This window comes from Streptomonospora nanhaiensis (assembly GCF_013410565.1).
Lineage (GTDB): Bacteria > Actinomycetota > Actinomycetes > Streptosporangiales > Streptosporangiaceae > Streptomonospora > Streptomonospora nanhaiensis.
In genome coordinates this window covers 1,380,383-1,397,161 of sequence record NZ_JACCFO010000001.1, presented here as the reverse complement: position 1 = coordinate 1,397,161, position 16,779 = coordinate 1,380,383, and the positions used below count along the sequence as shown (strand labels likewise).

Genomic DNA, 16,779 nt, shown 5'->3' with positions numbered 1-16,779 from the left:
GCTAGTTCCCCCTCTGCGCGTCCCAGAAGGTCGGCCCGACCGCCTCGGAGAAGTCGCCGTCCGCTACCAGGTAGCCTTCGTCGTCCACTGTAATCGGCAGCTGCGGAAGCGGCCGGTTGGCCGGCCCGAACACGACCTTGGCGCCGTTGGCGGCGTCGAACGTCGACTGGTGGCACGGGCACAGGATCCGGTGGGACCCCTTCTCGTACAGCGCGGCCGGGCACCCGACGTGGGTGCAGATCTTGGAGTAGGCCACGATCCCGTTGTGCGTCCAGTTGAGCTGCTCACGGGTCATGTCGGGGCCGAACTCGCCGTCGGGCATCCGGATGAGCAGGATGACGGTCTTGGCCTGGTCGTTCAGGCTCAGCCCGTGCGGGTGCTCCTCGGTGGGCTCGACGTAGGGCAGCGCGCTGATCATGCTGCCGGGCTCCAGGTCGTCCTGGTGGATCCAGTGGTTGTCGCCCGTGCGGTGCGCGCCCTCGACGACCATGTGCATGCCCGGTTCCCACAGCGTGTGCTTGAGGGTGTCGCCGGGCAGCGGGCCGGTGTCGCGCAGCAGCACGATCGGCGCCAGGCCCAGCGGGGCCATGGCCAGGAGCAGGGTGCGCCGCATCAGCGGGCGCTTGGTGAACCCGCTTTCGTCGGCGCTGCGCATGAAGAAGTCGCTGAAGCTGCTCTTCTCCTTGGGGGAGGAGGGCAGTTCGTCGTAGGGCGAGGACACCTCGTAGTGCGGCATCACCTGGCGCGCCCAGACGGTCATCCCCGCGCCGATCCCGAAGAGGGCCAGCGCGAGCGTGCCGCCCAGCGCCATGTTGGCCCACTGGCCGACCTGCGGGTCGCCGATGGCGGGCTCGCCCTCTGGGGGGTTCGGGAACAGGAAGTACGCCACGATGAAGCCCACGCCCGCGAGGAAGGCGACGGTGAACCACAGGGCGGCGACGCGCTCGCCCCTGCGCTGCATCGCCTCGGGGCGGACGTGGGTCTCCTCGGCGGGGTAGGGCCCCTCGTGGTCCTCGTGCGGGTCGGCCGTGCGGGTGACCACGCGCCCGCCCTCGGCGGAGGTGGGGGTGCCCAGAACCCGGTCGGGTCCCTCGGCGCCCGTCTCGCTGTCGTGGTTGCGGTTGTTGTCAGTCATGGGCTCGCTGCTTCGCGGTGATCCAGACGGCGCAGGCCACGATCAGGCTGAGCCCCACGGTCCAGCCGATGAGGCCCTCGGCCACCTGGCCCACTCGGTTGAGGTCGAAGATCCCGCCGGCGTTCGGCTCGGCCTGCAGGTTCTTCACATAGGCGATGAGTTCCTGCTTCTCGTCGGGCGTGATGGAGGCGTCGTTGAAGACGGGCATCTGGCCCGGGCCGGTCAGCATGGCCTCGTAGATCTGGCGGGGGGACGACTCGTGGATCTCGGGCGCCCACCGGCCGTCGGTCAGCGCGCCGCCCTCGCCCGACCAACTGTGGCAGTGCGCGCAGTTGGCGAGGTAGAGCCGCATGCCGACCTCGGTGTCGCTGGCCCCGGCCAGGTACTCCTCGTAGTCGGCCTCCCAGTCGGCGCGGGCCTCCTCGTAGGCGGCCTCGTCCTCGAAGTCCGAGCGCTGCGGGGCGCTGGCGGGCACGTCGGCCGCGGGAACCCGCGGAGCGTCCGCGTCGCCGATCTCGGCCTCGTAGTAGGCCACGAGGTCGTCGATCTCCTCCTGGGAGAACGCCGGCGGCTTGCGGGGCATCTGCGCGTTGGGGTTCATCGAGGGCATGCGCCCGGTGCTGACCTGGAAGTCGACGGCGGCGCCGCCCTCCCCGGTGATGTCGGGGCCGGTGTAGCCCTCGCCGCCGCGGCCGTCCATGCCGTGGCAGCTCGCGCAGCTCTTGACGTAGATCTCGCGGCCCTCGGCCACGTCGGTCGCGTCGGGCTGCTCGGCGCCCGCCGCGGCGTCGGCGGCCAGAGTCTGCGCCTCAGCGCGGTCAGCGCTGGGAGCGATGAACGCGTAGCCCGCACCGAAGAGCGTGAGCGCGAGTATGACGACGGCGTACCCCGCAAGGGGATGCCGTCGCCGCGCGGTAATCCATTTCACGGTTTCCCCGTTTCGGGTCACTGAAGGAAGTAGATGGTTGCGAACAAAGCGATCCAGACCACGTCGACGAAGTGCCAGTAATAGGACACAACGATCGCGCTGGTCGCCTGCTGGTGGGTGAAGCGCTTCGCGGCGTACGTGCGTCCCAGCATGATCAGGAACGCGATCAGACCACCGATGACGTGGAGACCGTGGAAACCCGTGGTGAGGTAGAACATCGAGCCGTAGGCGCTGGACTGCAGGGTCAGGCCCTCGTGGACGATGAGTTCGTAGTACTCGTATGCCTGGCCGAGTACGAAGACCAGGCCCATGAGGAACGAGATGAAGAACCACATACGGAGCTTCCGGACATCACCGCGCTCGGCGGCCCAAACGCCTGCCTGAGCGGTGAAGCTGGAGGCCACCAGGATGATGGTGATACCGAGGGCCCACGGCACGTTGAGGTGAGTGTCCGGCCACTCGCCAAGCTCGGGGTTGCCCTTGGTCACCGATCGGATGGTGTAGTACATCGCGAACAGCGCTGCGAAGAACATGAGCTCGTTGGCCAACCACACAATGGTGCCAACGCTCACCAGGTCAGGTCGCTTGGCCGCACCATGCACTGGTGTCGGTCCTGTCGGTTGATTCGCGGTTGCTGTCGCCACGGGAGCATTATTACGGCATCCTGCGGGGGTTGGTGCACGACCCCCCGAAAGGCGCCCGATCTGCCGTGACAACGGTATGGGCCCGTAACTGCCGGGGCCCGGTCCGCCGACCGGCTGCGCGGGGGTCGTCGACCGCGGCGCGTCCGCTGCACCGAGGATAGCGCCTCCGCCGCCGGGAGTCAGTGACCGCTGCGCGATCGTCTGAGTGCGCGGCGTAACCGGGGTTCGGGCGGGCGCCGGAGCCCGGGTGGCCGCGCACCCGGGGCGGCCGGGGCGGGGCGCGGGGGCGCCGCGCGCCCCCGCGGCGCGCGGCTCGGGCACCGCGGATGGCCCCGGGTGTGGCGCCGGTGGCATGCTGGGGTGGCGAAGGTCTCAACTCGACGGCCGCAGGGCATAGGCTCGCCTGGACGGGCGGCCCGCGCCCGCCCCGCTCCGGCGCGGCCGAGACGTACAGGGATGGTGACGGTTGACCATGGCGCCCAACGCCTCCGACTCCGCGGAGCGCGCCCCCCGCATGCGCGTCCTCCTCTACAGCGACAAGCCCGGCACCCGCGAGAAGGTCCGACTGGCCGTGGGCCGCCGCCCCGCCGCCGACGTCCCCAAGGTGGAGTTCGTGGAGTGCGCCACCGGTCCGGGCGTGCTGGCGCGGCTGGAGGAGGGCGGCATCGACGTCGCGATCTTCGACGGCGAGTCCGCGCCCGTGGGCGGCATGGGCCTGTGCCGCCAGGTGAAGGACGAGATCTACCGCTGCCCGCCCGTGCTGCTGCTGATCGGCCGCCGTGACGACGGCTGGCTGGCCACGTGGTCGCGCGCCGACAAGGTGGTGAGCCACCCCATCGACCCGGTCGCCCTGGCGGAGTCCCTGGCCGAACTCATGCGCGACCGCCTGGCCGAGACCCCCGCCCTCGGCTGAGGCCGGCGCCCGCCGGGCGCGGCGGCCACCGGCGCCGGGCGGGCCCGCGCGGCGGCCCGCCCCGCCCCGGCAGGCCGGGGCACCGGGTGGCCCGAAACTCCGCATGGTGACGGACCGACCTGCGCGGACGGCGGCCCGGACGGCAGCCCTGCCCGGGCGCGCGCGGCGGGCCGCCCGAGCGGCGCGGGCGCCCGGCGACGCGGCGGTCGGCAGCCCGCCGGGCCGCGCGCTCGGGTAGTCTCCCGCTAACGGACACCGCTTCTCCTCCCACCCCTCGTGCCGCCCGGCGGCGCCGGGGCCGGTGTCCGGGGCCCGAGAACTCCGACGCGTCGAGCGGGAGACCTTTCGATGGTGCAGCAGCCGGCCGCCGCGGCGCGCGGTGGCCGTACGCCCCGGTACTTCGGCGGTGCGGCCCACCACGGGGCCGACATCGCGCGATGGCGCTGACCCGCGTCCGCCGTCGCCCGATCCGTCCGCCGCCGATCCCCCGAACGAGGAGTAGCACCGCCGTGAGCGCCACCGAACGCACCTGGTCAGAACTGATCACCGTCCTGCTGGAGGGCCGGGCCCTCTCGGCCGAGGACACCAACTGGGCCATGAACGAGATCATGTCCGGTTCGGCCACCGACGTGCAGATCGCCGGCTTCGCCGTCGCGCTGCGCGCCAAGGGCGCCTCCGCGGAGGAGGTCGCCGGCCTGGCCGAGGGCATGCTCGACAACGCCGTGCGGATCACCGTGCCGGGACAGACGGCCGACATCGTCGGCACCGGCGGCGACCGCGCGCACACCGTCAACATCTCCACGATGGCGGCCGTTGTGGCGGCGGCGGCCGGGCTGAAGGTCGTCAAGCACGGCAACCGCGCGGCGTCGTCCTCGTGCGGCACCGCCGACGTGCTGGAGCGCCTGGGCGTGGTCATCGACCTGCCGCCGGAGTACACCGCCCGCGTTGCCGACGAGGCCGGCATCACCTTCTGCTTCGCCCCGCTGTTCCACCCGGCGCTGCGGCACACCGCCAAGACGCGGCGCGAACTCGCGGTGCCCACGGTGTTCAACTTCCTGGGACCGCTGACCAACCCGGCGCGCACCCAGGCCGCGGCGGTGGGGGTCTTCGACGCCGGGATGTGCGAGGCCATCGCCGGGGTGTTCGCCCGGCGCGGCACCTCCGCCCTGGTCTTCCGGGGCGACGACGGCCTGGACGAGCTGACCACCACGACCACCTCGCGGGTGTGGGTGGTGTCGGGCGGCGGGGTCCGCCATGAGGTCGTCGACCCCGCGGACCTGGGGATCGAGCGCTCCACGCCGGAGGCGCTGCGCGGCGGTGACGTCGAGTACAACGCCCGCGTGGTGCGCGACCTGCTCGCCGGCGCCCCCTCGACCGAGGGCGCGGTGCGCGGGGCCGTGCTGCTCAACGCGGCGGCGGCGCTGGCGACCACCCTGCCCGACTTCGGCCGCCGCCCGGCCGTGGAGTCCCTGCGCGCGGGCCTGGAGCGGGCCGAGGCCGCCCTGGCCGACGGCCGCGCGGCGGCCCTGCTGGACCGCTGGGTCGAGGTCAGCCAGTCCTACGCCAAGCAGCACGGCGAGGGCTAGCGAGGACCGGAGCACAGCGAGGGGCCGGGGCACGCGGCCGCGACCGCGCCGGGCGGCACGCGCCCGGCGCGGTCCGCTGTTCGCGGCCCCCTCGCCGGTGGCGAACCCGCAGGTCGCAGGGCGCGCGCACGCTCGGCGGCGGGCGGCGGCGCGTGACATCGCGCCGGTGGGGGGTAGGCCATGGGCACACCGACCCAGCGACCCCAGCGACCCTTCTCCCCCCGGAGGCAGCAGTGCGCGGCAGAGTCGTCCTTCCGACGATCCTGGTGATCTGGCTACTGATCGGGCTCCTCGCCGCCGTCCAGCGCGGCTACTTCAGCGACAGCGACCAGAACTGCGCCGACATCGGCAGCACTCTGGTCACCATCGGCGTGGGCCCGCTCAACTACATCGGCGTCAACCCGACCGTGGAGTGCCCCGGCCTTCCCGAGCCCTCGGAGTAGGCCGCCGCCCCCCCGGTCGGCCGGCCCGCGCGCCGGGCTCCGGCCGGACCGGGGCCCGGCGCGCGGGCCCCCGCGCGGCGCGCCCCGGCGCTACTCCATGCCCAGGGAGAACGCGGCCTCCAGGTCGTGGCTGGAGTAGGCGTGGAAGGCGATGTGGGTGTCCGACGACAGCACGCCGGGGATCTTGTTGACGCGCCCGGGGATCACCTCGGCGAGGTCCTCGTGGCGGCGGACGCGCACCATCGCGATCAGGTCGACGCCGCCGGTGACCGAGTAGACCTCGCTGACGCCCTCGATCTCGGCGATGGCCTCGGCTACCTCCGGGATGCGGCCGACGTCGGCCTTGATCATGACGATCGCGGTGATCACGAGGGTTCCTCCATGGTGGTGCGTGCGGGACATCAGTAGACGTCGGACGGGCGGGTGCCCGAGCGCCAGCGGACGCGGTGCATCAGCAGGGCCCCCACGGCGCCGGCGATGAAGCCGTAGACGTGCGCGGCGTAGGCCACGCTGGAGTCCTCGCCCGGGTACAGCGACAGGCTGATGTAGAGAAAATACTGGAGCACGAAGTAGGTGCCGACGAGCGCCCAGCCGGGCAGGCGAACCGGGATCACCAGGAAGACCAGGGTGATCACCCGGCTGCGGTGCTGCACGAGCAGGTAGGCGCCCAGCACCCCCGAGATCGCGCCCGAGGCGCCCACCAGCGGGATCTCCGAGCCCGCCTCGGTCAGCGCGAACCCGTAGGTGGCCACCAGCCCGCTGACCAGGTACAGGCCCAGGTAGCGCAGCCGGCCCAGGCGGTCCTCCACGACCGGGCCGAACACGAACAGGTAGACCATGTTGCCGATCAGGTGGGCCGCGCCGCCGTGCAGGAACATCGAGGTGAGCGCCGAGACCCACGGGACCTTGGTGTAGTCGCCGCCGGGGCAGGGCCCGGGCATGGCGATCCGGCGCCCGGTGAGCAGCTCCGCCGGCACCGCGCCCCACTGGAAGTGGTAGCGCTGGGCGTCGCAGATGCGGTCGATCCCGCCGTACCAGAAGGCGACCATCGACAGCGGCGAGAGCAGGTAGACGGCGACGTTGGCGGCGATGAGCAGGTAGGTGACCGTGGGCACGCGCCGCACCGGGTAGTCGTCACTGAGCGGGACGCCCGCCATCTGCACTCCTAGCGCGAGGACTCCGGCTGGTCGGCGGCGCCGGTGCCCGCCGGGCGGTGCCCGCCCCGCGGCCGGGCGGGGCTCAGCGGTGCGGCGCGGGCGCCTGCGCGCCGCGGTCCAAGTCTGTCAGGTGCCGGTACTTCCCGGCCCCATTGACGGGGCATGTCCAGGTTCCGGTGGCCTCGGCCAGCCGCACGCCCGGCCGCTCCAGCCAGCGCAGCACGCACTCCATCTCGCCGGGGGTGGCGCTGGGCGCCGGGCCGGGGCCGGGGAACACCGACTCGGCGGTGCGCACGAGCGCCGAGACGAACTCGGCGGGGTCGGCGCCGGGCCGCATGAGGCCGCCGGCGGCCAGGCGGCCGTGGCGGATCACGTGGACCTCCCAGCCGGGCCGCGCGGGGTCGGTGGCGGGAGCGGGTGCGGCGGCCACCAGTTCGGGCACGGCCGCCAGGGCGCCCAGGCGCTGGGCACGGGCGGCGGCCGACACGAAGGCGGCGAGGCGGTCGCGGACGCCGGCGGCCTCCTCGTAGCGCAGTTCGGCCGCGAGTTCGGCGATCTGGGCGCTCAGGCGCTCGACCACGGGCGCGGGGTCGGCGGTCATGGCGGCCAGGGCGGTGTCGGCGTGGGCGGCGTACTCCTCGGGGGACTCCCCGCCCGCGCACGGTGCCCCGCAGCGGCCCAGCTGGGCCAGCACGCACGGCGCGGTGGGCCGCCCCGGGACGATGCGGCGGGTGCACTGGCGCAGCCGGAACACCTGGTGCAGCGCCTCGCGCGCCAGTTCGGCCTCGCGGGAGGAGCGGAAGGGGCCCAGGTAGGGTGCGCCGTCGTCGCGGACGGTGCGCACCACCGACAGGCGGGGGAACACCTCGCGGGTCAGCTTCAGCCAGGGCGCGCGTTCGGGGTTGCGCGAGCGCCGGTTGTAGGGCGGCTTGCGCTCGGCGATCAGCCGGAGTTCGCGGACCTCGGCCTCCAGGCCGGTGCCGCACACGATGGGGGTGACCCCTTCGACCAGGGCCGCCATCTCGCGGATGCGGGCGCGCTTCTCCGAGCCGGTGAAGTAGGAGCGCACCCGGCGCCGCAGGTTGGTGCTCTTGCCGACGTAGAGGGTGTCGCCCTTGGCGTCGGTGAACACATACACCCCGGGCGCCTCGGGCACGCCGTCGGCGATTGCGCGCTTGCGGCGCTGGGCGGCGGTGGGCGCCGAGCGGAAGGACCGCAGTTCCTCGGCGGTGTCGACGCCGAAGGAGCCCAGCCGCTCCAGCAGCCCGTGCAGCACCCCCACGGTGGCGCGGGCGTCGTCCAGGGCGCGGTGGGTGGGCTGGTCGGGCACGCCGAAGAACCCGGCCAGGGTGGCGAGCTTGTGGTTGGGGACCTCGTCGCGGGTGACCAGGCGCCGGGCCAGCGCGACGGTGTCGACCACCTGGGGCGCGGGCCAGCGGTAGCCGTGTTCGGCGCAGGCGGCCTTGAGGAACCCGACGTCGAAGGGGGCGTTGTGGGCCACCAGGACCGTGCCGGAGTCCAGCGCGGCGAACTCCAGGAACGCCGGCAGCGCGGCGGCGATGGTGGGCGCGGGGGCGACCATCGCCTGGGTGATCCCGGTGAGCAGGGTGATGAACGGCGGGATGGGCGATCCGGGGTTGACCAGGGTGGCGAACTCGCCCAGCACCTCGCCGCCGCGCACCTTGACGGCGCCGATCTCGGTGATGCCGGCGCCGTCGGAGCGGGTGCCGGTGGTCTCCAGGTCGACGATGACGAACGTGCACTGCGACAGCGGGGTGCCGAGGTCGTCGAGGGTGCCCTGGACCCCGGTCAACTGCTCTGCCACCCGGCCAGGGTAGCCCCGGGCACCGACGCTTCCGCGGGGGGTTCCGGTCATCGGCCGCCTCCGGCGCCGCAGGTCGGGGGCGGGTCCGACCGGTTTTGCCGGCCCCGCACGTGGAAGGATGGCCCAGACCCGCGTGCCGTGCCCGGCGGCGGTGGCGACCGGCGTGCGCGCCGCGCCCGCGCGCCGCGCACGTGCACGTTCACGTGCTCGGACCGGGTGCGTTTGTTAAGAAGGAGGACATGGCTGTGAGCATTTCGGTGCCGTCCGATACCCAGCGCTGGCGGTGCACCCAGTGCGGCAACCTCACCCGGTTCGACGTCACGCGCTCCGTGCGCTCGCGCGACTACCTGCACTTCGACCTCTCCGGCGGCAGCCGGGTGGAGGAGAGCCAGACCCTGGCCGAGACGATCGAGGAGGTCCGCTGCCGCTGGTGCAACGCGGTGGACGCTGTGGAGACCGTCGACCGCCCCGACGCCGGCGCCGCGGAATCGGCATGAGTTCGGAGAACGGCGTGCCGGCGTCCTCCGCCGAGGACGCCGGCGGCGGCGCCGACCGGCCGCTGCCCGAGGCCGTGCGCGCCCGCGTCATCGAGTACGGCTCCGACGTGCTGGGCGGCCTGCGCGAGGCCGACCTCCCGCCGGTGCTGCGCCGTGTCGCCCGCTTCGAGCCGCGCCGCCGCGCCCGCCTGGCCGGCCCCCAGATCGCCGCGCAACTGGAGGCCGACGCCGGCTTTCGGGCGCGCGTGGCCGAGCGGGTCGAGCAGGTGTGGCCCGAACTGGCCGAAGGGCTGCGCAAGGGCGTGGTGCCGCCGGCGGCCGACCCGGTGGCCGTCGCCGCGGCGGCCTACCTGCTGCGGCCCGAGGGCTGGTCGGACATCGTGGCGCGTATCCGCGAGGAGCTGGACCGCCGGGACTCCGTGCGCGAGGCCGACGAGGCCGCCGACACCATCGCCGCGCTGCGCCGGCAGGTGGAGGAGGCGCGCAACGAGCAGCGTGCGGAGATCGAGCGGCTGCGCGGCGAGCTGCGCGAGTACCGCAGCACCGTCGCCGACCTGCGCCGGCGGCTGCACGGGGAGCGGCAGCGGGCCAAGGCGGCCGTGGGGAAGGCCGAGCAGGCGATCGCGGAGGCGGCGGACCGCACCGCCACGACGACCATCCAGGTCAACGCCGTGGAAGCGGAGAACCGCCGGTTGCGCAACCGCCTGGCGGCGGCCGAGGCGCAGGTCGAGAACGCCCGGCGCGCGGCGCGCGCCGGGCGCAGCGCCGACGAGGCCCGGCTGCGGGTGCTGCTGGACGTGCTGCTGGAGGCCGCCCACGGCCTGCGCCGGGAGCTGGCCCTGCCCACCTCCATCGAGAGTCCGGCCGACCTGGTGTCCGACCTTTCGCGGGCCGGGGCCGCCGCGCCGCCCGGCCAGGGGCTGCCCGACGACGACCCCGGCCTGGTCGACGAGGTGCTGAGCCTGCCCCGGGCGCACCTGCTGGTCGACGGCTACAACGTCACCAAGACCGGGTACGGCACCCTGCCGCTGGCCGACCAGCGCGGGCGGCTGCTGACGGCTCTGGAGGGGCTGGCCAGCCGCACGAAGGCGGAGATCACCTGCGTGTTCGACGGCGCCGACGTCGGCACCCCGCCCGCGCTGTCGGCGACCCGGCGGGTGCGCGTGCTCTTCAGCGACCCGGGGGAGACCGCCGACGAGCTGATCGTCCGCCTGGTCCGCGCCGAACCCCACGGCAGGCCGCTGGCGGTGGCCACCTCCGACAAGGAGATCGTCACCGCGGTCCGCCGGGAGGGCGCCCGCACCCTGTCCTCGCCGCTGCTGCTGCGCCGCCTGGGCGGCTAGCGCCGCCCGGGCCGGCCGCCGCGGCCCCCGGCGCGGGGGCGGCGACGCGGTGTGACGCAATCGTTGTGGCACGTGAGCCGCCGCGAACCGCCGCGCGGCCGCTCGCCGCGAGCTGCGCGGGGAGGCGCGCCGGGAGCCCCCTGGGGCGGCCGTGGCGGCCGGTTTCCCTGTGTCGCCGGGGGTCCCGTGGTTGAGCTGCGCAGTCCCGTCCGCTAGGTTCTTCCCGGTAGCTTGACGGGTTTCCCGAATAGGACGAGGTTCGCGTCGGCGTGCGGCCACCGCGCGCCGGTGGTCTTCACGTCCGCTGGGAGCCCCTTGCGGCGCCGAGGGGCCGAGGGATCTCGCCGCGGTGCCGTATGGATGGTCCGGCGTGCGGTGTCCGTGGTCCCCGCTCCCCGCACCGCGTGCCGCCTTCCAGCCATCGCCTGTATCCCCATCCCCGCATGAGGACCTTGACCCGTTAGGAGCGTGGACCGCCATGACGAACCCAGGTGGTCGGCGCACGGCCCGCCGGATCGCGACCGGTATCGGGGTCGTGGCCGCCGGAAGTCTGATCGTGCCCCCCGGTGTGGCCTACGCCGAGCCGACCCAGGAAGAGGTCGAGAGCAAGCTCGACGAGCTGAACCAAGAGGCCGACAGCATCGTCCAGGACTACAACGAGGCCCAGGAGGACTACGAGGCCGCCAAGAAGAAGGCCGACGAGCTCGAGGAGCAGGTCGGCGAGGAGCAGGAGCGCTACGACGAGCTGCGCGACGAGGTCGCCGAGTTCGCCAGCGCCGCCTACCAGGGCACGGACCTCGACAGCCCTGCCAACGTCATCAGCGTCGAGGACCCCGAGGACCTCCTCGCCCAGTCGGCCGACGTCGGCTACCTCTCCGAGAGCCAGCGCGACAAGCTGGACGAGTTCGGCGAGTCCGCCGAGCGCCTGTTCCGGCTGAAGGACGAGGCCGACGAGGCCCTGGCCGAGGCCAAGGACAAGAAGGACGAGATCGAGGAGAAGAAGGACGAGGTCGAGGAGAAGATCGAGGAGCAGGAGGAGCTTCTCGCGCAGTTCCCCGACGCCGACCCCGCCACCGAGGGCTCCGACACCGGCGGCAGCTACACCGGCGCGGCCTCGGGCGACGCCCGCACCGCCCTCGACTTCGCCTACGCCCAGCTGGGCAAGCCCTACGTCTACGGCGCCGCCGGCCCCGACAGCTACGACTGCTCCGGCCTGATCATGCGCGCCTGGGGCGCGGCCGGCGTGAGCCTGCCCCGCACCACCTACGGCCAGGCCGAGGCCGGCGCCCGGGTCAGCCGCGACGCGCTGCAGCCCGGCGACATCGTCTTCTTCTTCGGCGACCTGGGCCACGCCGGCCTCTACGTCGGCAACGGCCAGATGATCCACGCCCCGCGCACCGGCAAGAACGTCGAGGTCGTCGCGATGGCCGGGTACTGGGACAGCCAGTTCCAGTTCGGCGTCCGCCCCTGACACCGGGCCGCCCGCCGCTTGGCGCTCCGCCGCCGCACCCGCCGCCCCGCGGCCGGGTGCGGCGGCGGAGCCGCGTACGGGCGAATGTCACACGGCGCACCCCGCCGCGGCCCAGCCCGGCCGCTTTCCGGTCGGCGGGCCGCGCGCGCGGCGGCGGTGGCCACGGCGGTTGGGGACGGCCTCTGGTCCCGATTCGGACATACCACAAACCGGCGAAATTGGTAACGAATCGGTTGAGTGTGGTGCCGCGTATGCATTAGTGTTCGACGCCGAGCGTGGTCGACGTTCTTGCCGTCACCAGGATGGCAGCGGCCCGCTCCCGCCGAACTCCGCCGCGCACCCCCGACCCCCCGCTGCGGAGACCGGAGAACCCCCGCGGTCGCGCCGCACGTGCGCGACGCCCGCACAGCACCCGCGTGGACGCGAGCGGCGCGGCGGCCGTCAGCGGCCGCGGTGCGCGCCGTTCGCCGGCCGCGCCGGGCCCACCCCCGCGCGCTCCGGTTGAGGCGGTCCTGGGAGAAAGGTGTGCCACTATCGTGGGCGAACGCCATGAACGTGGCTCGTTCCGGCGGCATCTCGCCACCGTCGGTTTCGTCGCCGCAGGTGCTCTGATCCTGTCCACCGGCACCGCGGTCGCCGAGCCGACCGCCGACGAGGTGCGCGACAAGATCGAGAAGCTTGAGGAAGAGCACGCGAAGCTCGCCGAGAAGTACAACCAGGCCCAGGAGGACCACGAGGCCGCCAAGGAGAAGCTGGAGGACCTCCGCGAGGACAAGGCCGAGACCGAGGAGCGCATCGACTCGATGCGCGACGACATCGTCGAGTTGGCCAACGCCGCCTACACCAACGCCGACTACTCCTCCCCGGCCTACCTGCTCAGCACCGGCGGCCCCGAGGACGCCCTGCGCCAGGCCGCCGACCTCGGCTACCTCTCCGAGCGCCAGCAGGAGACCCTGGACGAGTACCTCGACGAGCAGGACGAGCTGGCGGACCTGACCGCCGAGGCGGCCGACGTCGAGGAGAAGGCCCAGGACAAGCTCGACGAGGCCGAAGAGGCCAAGACCGAGGCCGAGGAGAAGATCCAGGAGCAGGAGGACATCCTCAGCGACCTCACCGCCGACGAGGCCGCCGCGGCGACCTCGGGCGTCAACAACGGCACCGGCGGCACCAGCTACACCGGCAACGCCTCGGGCGACGCCGCGGTGGCCCTCGACTTCATCTACGCCCAGATCGGCGACTCCTACAGCCTCGGCGCCAACGGCCCCGACGTCTGGGACTGCTCCAGCCTCGTGCAGGCCGCCTGGGCCGAGGCCGGCGTGAGCCTGCCCCGCACCACCTACGATCAGGTCAACGCGGGCACCCCCGTGTCCTGGGACGCCATGCAGCCCGGCGACCTGATCTTCTTCTACGGCGGTCCCGACCACGTGGGCATGTACGTCGGCAACGGCCGCATGGTGCACGCCTCCACGTCGTCCAAGCCGGTGATGGAGGTCGAGCTGAGCGGCTACTACCAGAGCAACTTCCACTCGGCGGTCCGCCCCTAGGAGTCCCGCCCGCGGGCGGGACCGCGCGGCGCCGGAACCCCGGCCCCGCGCGCCCGCCCGCCGGCGCGCGCCGGCGCGCCGCGCCGCCCGCGAAACCCTAGACTCAGGTCCCGTGCCGCGTACCCTCATCGTCACCAACGACTTCCCGCCGCGCCCCGGAGGCATCCAGGCGTTCGTGCACGAGCTGGCGCTGCGGCGCCCGGCCGACTCCGTGGTCGTCTACTGCTCGACCCCCGGCGCGCGCGGCGCGGTCGTGTGGGGCGACCCCGAGGAGTTCGACCTCGCCCAGCCGTTCCCCGTGGTCCGCGAGCGCACGCCGGTGCTGCTGCCCACGCCCGGGGTGCGGCGCCGCGCGGCCCGCATCCTGGAGCTGGAGGGCTGCGACTCCGTCCTGTTCGGCGCCGCCGCCCCGCTGGCCCTGATGGCGCCCGACCTGCGCCGGGCGGGGGCGCGCCGCATCGTGGCGCTGACCCACGGCCACGAGACCGGCTGGGCGGTGCTGCCCGGCGCCCGCCAGGCGCTGCACCGCATCGGCGAGGGGGTCGACACCCTCACCTACCTCGGCGACTACACCCGCACCCGCCTGGCCCGCGCGCTGTCGCCCGGCGCGGCGGCCCGCATGCGCCGCCTGGCTCCCGGCGTGGACACCGGGCGCTTCCACCCCGGCGTCGACGGCACCGTTGTGCGCCAACGCCACGGGCTGACCGGGCGCCCGGTGGTGGTGTGCGTGTCGCGGCTGGTCGCGCGCAAGGGGCAGGACACGCTGGTCCGGGCCTGGCCGCGGGTGCTGGCCGACATCCCCGACGCCGCCCTGCTGCTGGTCGGCGGCGGGCCCTACCGGCGGCGGCTGGAGGCGCTGGCGGCCGAGCGGCGCGTCGCCGACTCCGTGGTCTTCGCCGGCGACGTGCCGGCCGCCGAGCTGCCCGCCCACTACGCGGCCGGCGACGTCTTCGCGATGCCGTGCCGCACCCGCAACGGCGGCCTGGACGTGGAGGGCCTGGGGATCGTCTACCTGGAGGCGTCGGCCACGGGCCTGCCCGTGGTGGCCGGCCGCTCCGGGGGAGCGCCCGACGCCGTCGTGGAGGGGCGCACCGGCACGGCGGTCGACGGCGAGCGGCCCGGCCCCGCGGCCCGCGCCCTCATCCGCCTGCTGGGCGACCCGGCGGCGGCCCGCGCCATGGGCGAGCGCGGGCGGGCCTGGGTGGAGCGGGAGTGGACCTGGGACGCGGCGGCCCAGCGCCTGGCGGCGCTGCTGGCCGCCTGATCCGGGCGCGGCCCGCCCCGATCAGGGCCGCAGGATGTCGAACCGGTCCAGGTCCACCGCGCGGTAGCGCACCCGGTCGTACTCGGGGGTGCGGGGCGCCGGGCGGGTCGCGTCGAAGCCGACCTTGGTGCCGAGGTAGTCGGGGAATCCCGGGTTCAGCCCGTGGCCGAACGCGCGGGGGATCCGCACGATGCCGTGGTCGGGGTCCAGCCGCGTGGCCATGGCCCACTCGATGTCGGAGGGGTCGCGCGGGTCCACGTCCTCGTCGACCACGGTGACCATCTTCAGCGGCGGGAACGCGGCGAAGGCCGCCATGATGGCCTGCTTGGCCCACCCGGCCCGCTTCTGCTCCATCTGCACCACCGCGTGGTAGAAGCCGCAGCCGCCGTGGGGGAGGTAGACGTCGCGCACGCCGGGCACCTGCCGGCCGACCAGGTCGAGGATGTTGGCCTCGCCGAGCAGCCCGACCGAGTTCCACACCTCGGCCCCCGACAGGATGGTGTGGAAGACCGGGGCGGCGCGGCGGTGCACCGCCCTGACGGTCACCACCGGCCGGGGGACCCGCTTGGCGTAGTACCCGGTGACCTCGGCGAACGGCCCCTCCTCGGCGAGGACCCCGGGGACGATCTCGCACTCCAGGGCGTACATCGCCTCGGCGACGAGTTCGACGTCGGAGAACGTGCCCGGGACCAGGCGCAGCGGGGCGCCGTGGAAGGCCGAGGCGATGCCCAGTTCGTCCTCGTCGGCGCCGGCGGCCTCGGCGGGCGCGGCGGCGGCGAAGTGCAGTCCGGGGCCCACGCCGATGTTGACGGTGATCGGCAGGGACCGCCCCAGCCGCGCGGCCTTGTCGAGGTAGAGCCCCAGGTGCCGGCCCGCGTCGATGTTGATGTGCAGGGTGTCGGGGCCGGCGGCCATGAAGCGCTGGATGGAGGCGTTGCGCACGCCGGTCTCGGGGTCGCGGGCGATCACCACGCCGGCGTCGATGTAGGGGCCGCCGTCGCCCTCGGCGTGGACGGGGATCGGCAGGGCGGCCAGGTCCTTCTCGGTGACCTCCAGGACGGGCCCGTCCGCCACGACGACCGGCGGCACCGGCCGCGCCTTCCACTCGGCGATCCGGCCGGTGACGTAGTGGGCCAGGGTGGGCTCGGGCCGGCCCAGCAGCCCGGCGAGCAGGGTCCGGGACCAGTACGGGCGCGGTGTGGCCCTTGACCCGCTCGAACAGGACGGCCTGGTCGGTGCCCTCGAAGGCGGCGGCGATCCCCGCCAGCTCCAGGCGGGGGGCGACCTCGCCGCGGACCCGCACCAGGCGGCCGGCCGCGTCGAGGTCGTCGATGATGAGCGCGAGGTCGTGCACGCGGGGCGCGGCGGCGGTCATGCCCGGCTCCCCGCCCAGCGCCGCACCAGGCCGCTCTCGATCCCGAACTGGTCGAGCACGCGGCCCACGGTGTGGTCGACCACCTCGTCCAGGCTCGTGGGCCGGGTGTAGAAGGCGGGCAGCGGCGGCATGATGACCGCACCGTCCTCGGCCGCCGCGGCCATGGCCCGCAGGTGGGTGACGCGCAGCGGCGTCTCGCGCACCAGCAGCACCACCCGGCGCCGCTCCTTCAGCGCGACGTCGGCGGCGCGGGTGAGCAGGCCGGTGGTGGTGCCGTGGGCGATCTCGGCGAGCGAGCGCACCGAGCAGGGCGCCACCACCATGCCCATGGTGGGGAAGGAGCCCGAGGAGATGGGCGCGCCCACGTCGTCGCTGGCGTGGGTGACGTCGGCGAGCGCGCGGACGTCCTTGACCGTGTGGTCGGTCTCCTCGACGATGGCGCGCTTGCCGCTCTGCGAGATGACCAGGTGCGTCTCGACGTCGGCCGCCCGCAGCGCCTCCAGCAGCCGGATGCCGTACACCGCCCCCGACGCCCCGCTGATCCCCACCACGATTCGACGCACCGCGGCGCACCTGCCTCTCCCTGGAACGGCTCCCACCACCGCAGCTCCGCGAGCCGGAAGCATGTCGGCAGCGTGAATGTAGCCAGATTGA

16 protein-coding genes and 1 pseudogene are annotated in these 16,779 nt (G+C 74.0%); 8 read left to right on the top strand and 9 right to left on the bottom strand.

The genetic code is table 11. The features are described from left to right. Position 1 precedes the first annotated feature (1 nt). Genes qcrA through ctaE form a run of 3 tightly spaced genes read right to left on the bottom strand, consistent with a single transcriptional unit; the run spans position 2 to position 2,707 of the window. Positions 2–1,135 (bottom strand): cytochrome bc1 complex Rieske iron-sulfur subunit, encoded by a 1,134-nt coding sequence (qcrA, locus tag HNR12_RS06025; protein WP_179766570.1) that lies wholly within the window; start codon positions 1,133–1,135, stop codon positions 2–4. Continuing rightward, the gene (qcrC, locus tag HNR12_RS06020; RefSeq protein WP_179766569.1) at positions 1,128–2,063 is read right to left on the bottom strand and encodes a cytochrome bc1 complex diheme cytochrome c subunit; all 936 of its coding nucleotides are present in this window, start codon (positions 2,061–2,063) and stop codon (positions 1,128–1,130) included. The genes qcrA and qcrC overlap by 8 nt, the downstream gene beginning before the upstream one ends. 17 nt (positions 2,064–2,080) lie before the next feature. Then, complete coding sequence (ctaE, locus tag HNR12_RS06015) at positions 2,081–2,707, bottom strand: aa3-type cytochrome oxidase subunit III (RefSeq protein WP_179766568.1); 627 nt, start codon at positions 2,705–2,707, stop codon at positions 2,081–2,083. Positions 2,708–3,179: 472 nt separating this feature from the next. Here ctaE and HNR12_RS06010 point away from each other — a divergent pair, with 472 nt between their 5' ends. The 3 genes from HNR12_RS06010 to HNR12_RS06000 all read left to right on the top strand — a co-directional run bounded on the left by HNR12_RS06010 (position 3,180) and on the right by HNR12_RS06000 (position 5,649). Further along, positions 3,180–3,620, top strand: a complete 441-nt coding sequence (locus HNR12_RS06010) for a hypothetical protein (RefSeq protein WP_179766567.1) — start codon at positions 3,180–3,182, stop codon at positions 3,618–3,620. 509 nt (positions 3,621–4,129) lie between these two features. Beyond that, positions 4,130–5,206, top strand: a complete 1,077-nt coding sequence (gene trpD, locus HNR12_RS06005; RefSeq protein WP_372451054.1) for an anthranilate phosphoribosyltransferase — start codon at positions 4,130–4,132, stop codon at positions 5,204–5,206. Between the two features lie 233 nt (positions 5,207–5,439). Next, on the top strand, positions 5,440–5,649 hold the full coding sequence (locus tag HNR12_RS06000) for a hypothetical protein (RefSeq protein WP_179766565.1): 210 nt from the start codon (positions 5,440–5,442) through the stop codon (positions 5,647–5,649). Positions 5,650–5,739: 90 nt separating this feature from the next. Here HNR12_RS06000 and HNR12_RS05995 read toward each other — a convergent pair whose 3' ends face one another. The 3 genes from HNR12_RS05995 to HNR12_RS05985 all read right to left on the bottom strand — a co-directional run bounded on the left by HNR12_RS05995 (position 5,740) and on the right by HNR12_RS05985 (position 8,682). Next, the gene (locus HNR12_RS05995; RefSeq protein WP_179766564.1) at positions 5,740–6,018 is read right to left on the bottom strand and encodes an Lrp/AsnC family transcriptional regulator; all 279 of its coding nucleotides are present in this window, start codon (positions 6,016–6,018) and stop codon (positions 5,740–5,742) included. A 32-nt stretch (positions 6,019–6,050) separates the two neighbouring features. Continuing rightward, positions 6,051–6,806 (bottom strand): rhomboid family intramembrane serine protease, encoded by a 756-nt coding sequence (locus HNR12_RS05990; RefSeq protein ID WP_179766563.1) that lies wholly within the window; start codon positions 6,804–6,806, stop codon positions 6,051–6,053. 82 nt (positions 6,807–6,888) lie between these two features. Further along, positions 6,889–8,682, bottom strand: a complete 1,794-nt coding sequence (locus HNR12_RS05985; protein WP_179766562.1) for a DEDD exonuclease domain-containing protein — start codon at positions 8,680–8,682, stop codon at positions 6,889–6,891. A 194-nt stretch (positions 8,683–8,876) separates the two neighbouring features. Between HNR12_RS05985 and HNR12_RS05980 the strand changes: the two genes are divergently transcribed. The 5 genes from HNR12_RS05980 to HNR12_RS05960 all read left to right on the top strand — a co-directional run bounded on the left by HNR12_RS05980 (position 8,877) and on the right by HNR12_RS05960 (position 14,750). Next, positions 8,877–9,128 carry a hypothetical protein gene (locus HNR12_RS05980; protein WP_179770435.1) on the top strand — a complete coding sequence of 84 codons (252 nt, stop codon included), beginning with the start codon at positions 8,877–8,879 and terminating at the stop codon, positions 9,126–9,128. Continuing rightward, positions 9,125–10,471, top strand: coding sequence for an NYN domain-containing protein (locus tag HNR12_RS05975; RefSeq protein ID WP_179766561.1), 1,347 nt, complete (start codon positions 9,125–9,127; stop codon positions 10,469–10,471). Before HNR12_RS05980 ends, HNR12_RS05975 begins: the two co-directional genes overlap by 4 nt. A gap of 478 nt (positions 10,472–10,949) precedes the next feature. Further along, the gene (locus HNR12_RS05970; RefSeq protein ID WP_179766560.1) at positions 10,950–11,942 is read left to right on the top strand and encodes a C40 family peptidase; all 993 of its coding nucleotides are present in this window, start codon (positions 10,950–10,952) and stop codon (positions 11,940–11,942) included. A gap of 536 nt (positions 11,943–12,478) precedes the next feature. Beyond that, positions 12,479–13,486, top strand: a complete 1,008-nt coding sequence (locus tag HNR12_RS05965; protein ID WP_308118581.1) for a C40 family peptidase — start codon at positions 12,479–12,481, stop codon at positions 13,484–13,486. A 112-nt stretch (positions 13,487–13,598) separates the two neighbouring features. Then, positions 13,599–14,750 (top strand): glycosyltransferase, encoded by a 1,152-nt coding sequence (locus HNR12_RS05960; RefSeq protein WP_179766558.1) that lies wholly within the window; start codon positions 13,599–13,601, stop codon positions 14,748–14,750. A gap of 21 nt (positions 14,751–14,771) precedes the next feature. On the opposite strand, the gene HNR12_RS05955 is transcribed toward HNR12_RS05960, so the two are convergent. The 3 genes and pseudogenes from HNR12_RS05955 to HNR12_RS05950 all read right to left on the bottom strand — a co-directional run bounded on the left by HNR12_RS05955 (position 14,772) and on the right by HNR12_RS05950 (position 16,688). Next, complete coding sequence (locus HNR12_RS05955) at positions 14,772–15,839, bottom strand: UbiD family decarboxylase (protein ID WP_338119727.1); 1,068 nt, start codon at positions 15,837–15,839, stop codon at positions 14,772–14,774. A gap of 106 nt (positions 15,840–15,945) precedes the next feature. Further along, positions 15,946–16,125, bottom strand: a pseudogene (locus tag HNR12_RS29700) (hypothetical protein); the annotation flags it as partial. Further along, entirely contained in the window at positions 16,122–16,688 is a 567-nt protein-coding gene (locus HNR12_RS05950; protein ID WP_179766557.1) for a UbiX family flavin prenyltransferase, read from the bottom strand. The pseudogene HNR12_RS29700 and the gene HNR12_RS05950, both read right to left, overlap by 4 nt. Between the last annotated feature and the right edge of the window lie 91 nt (positions 16,689–16,779).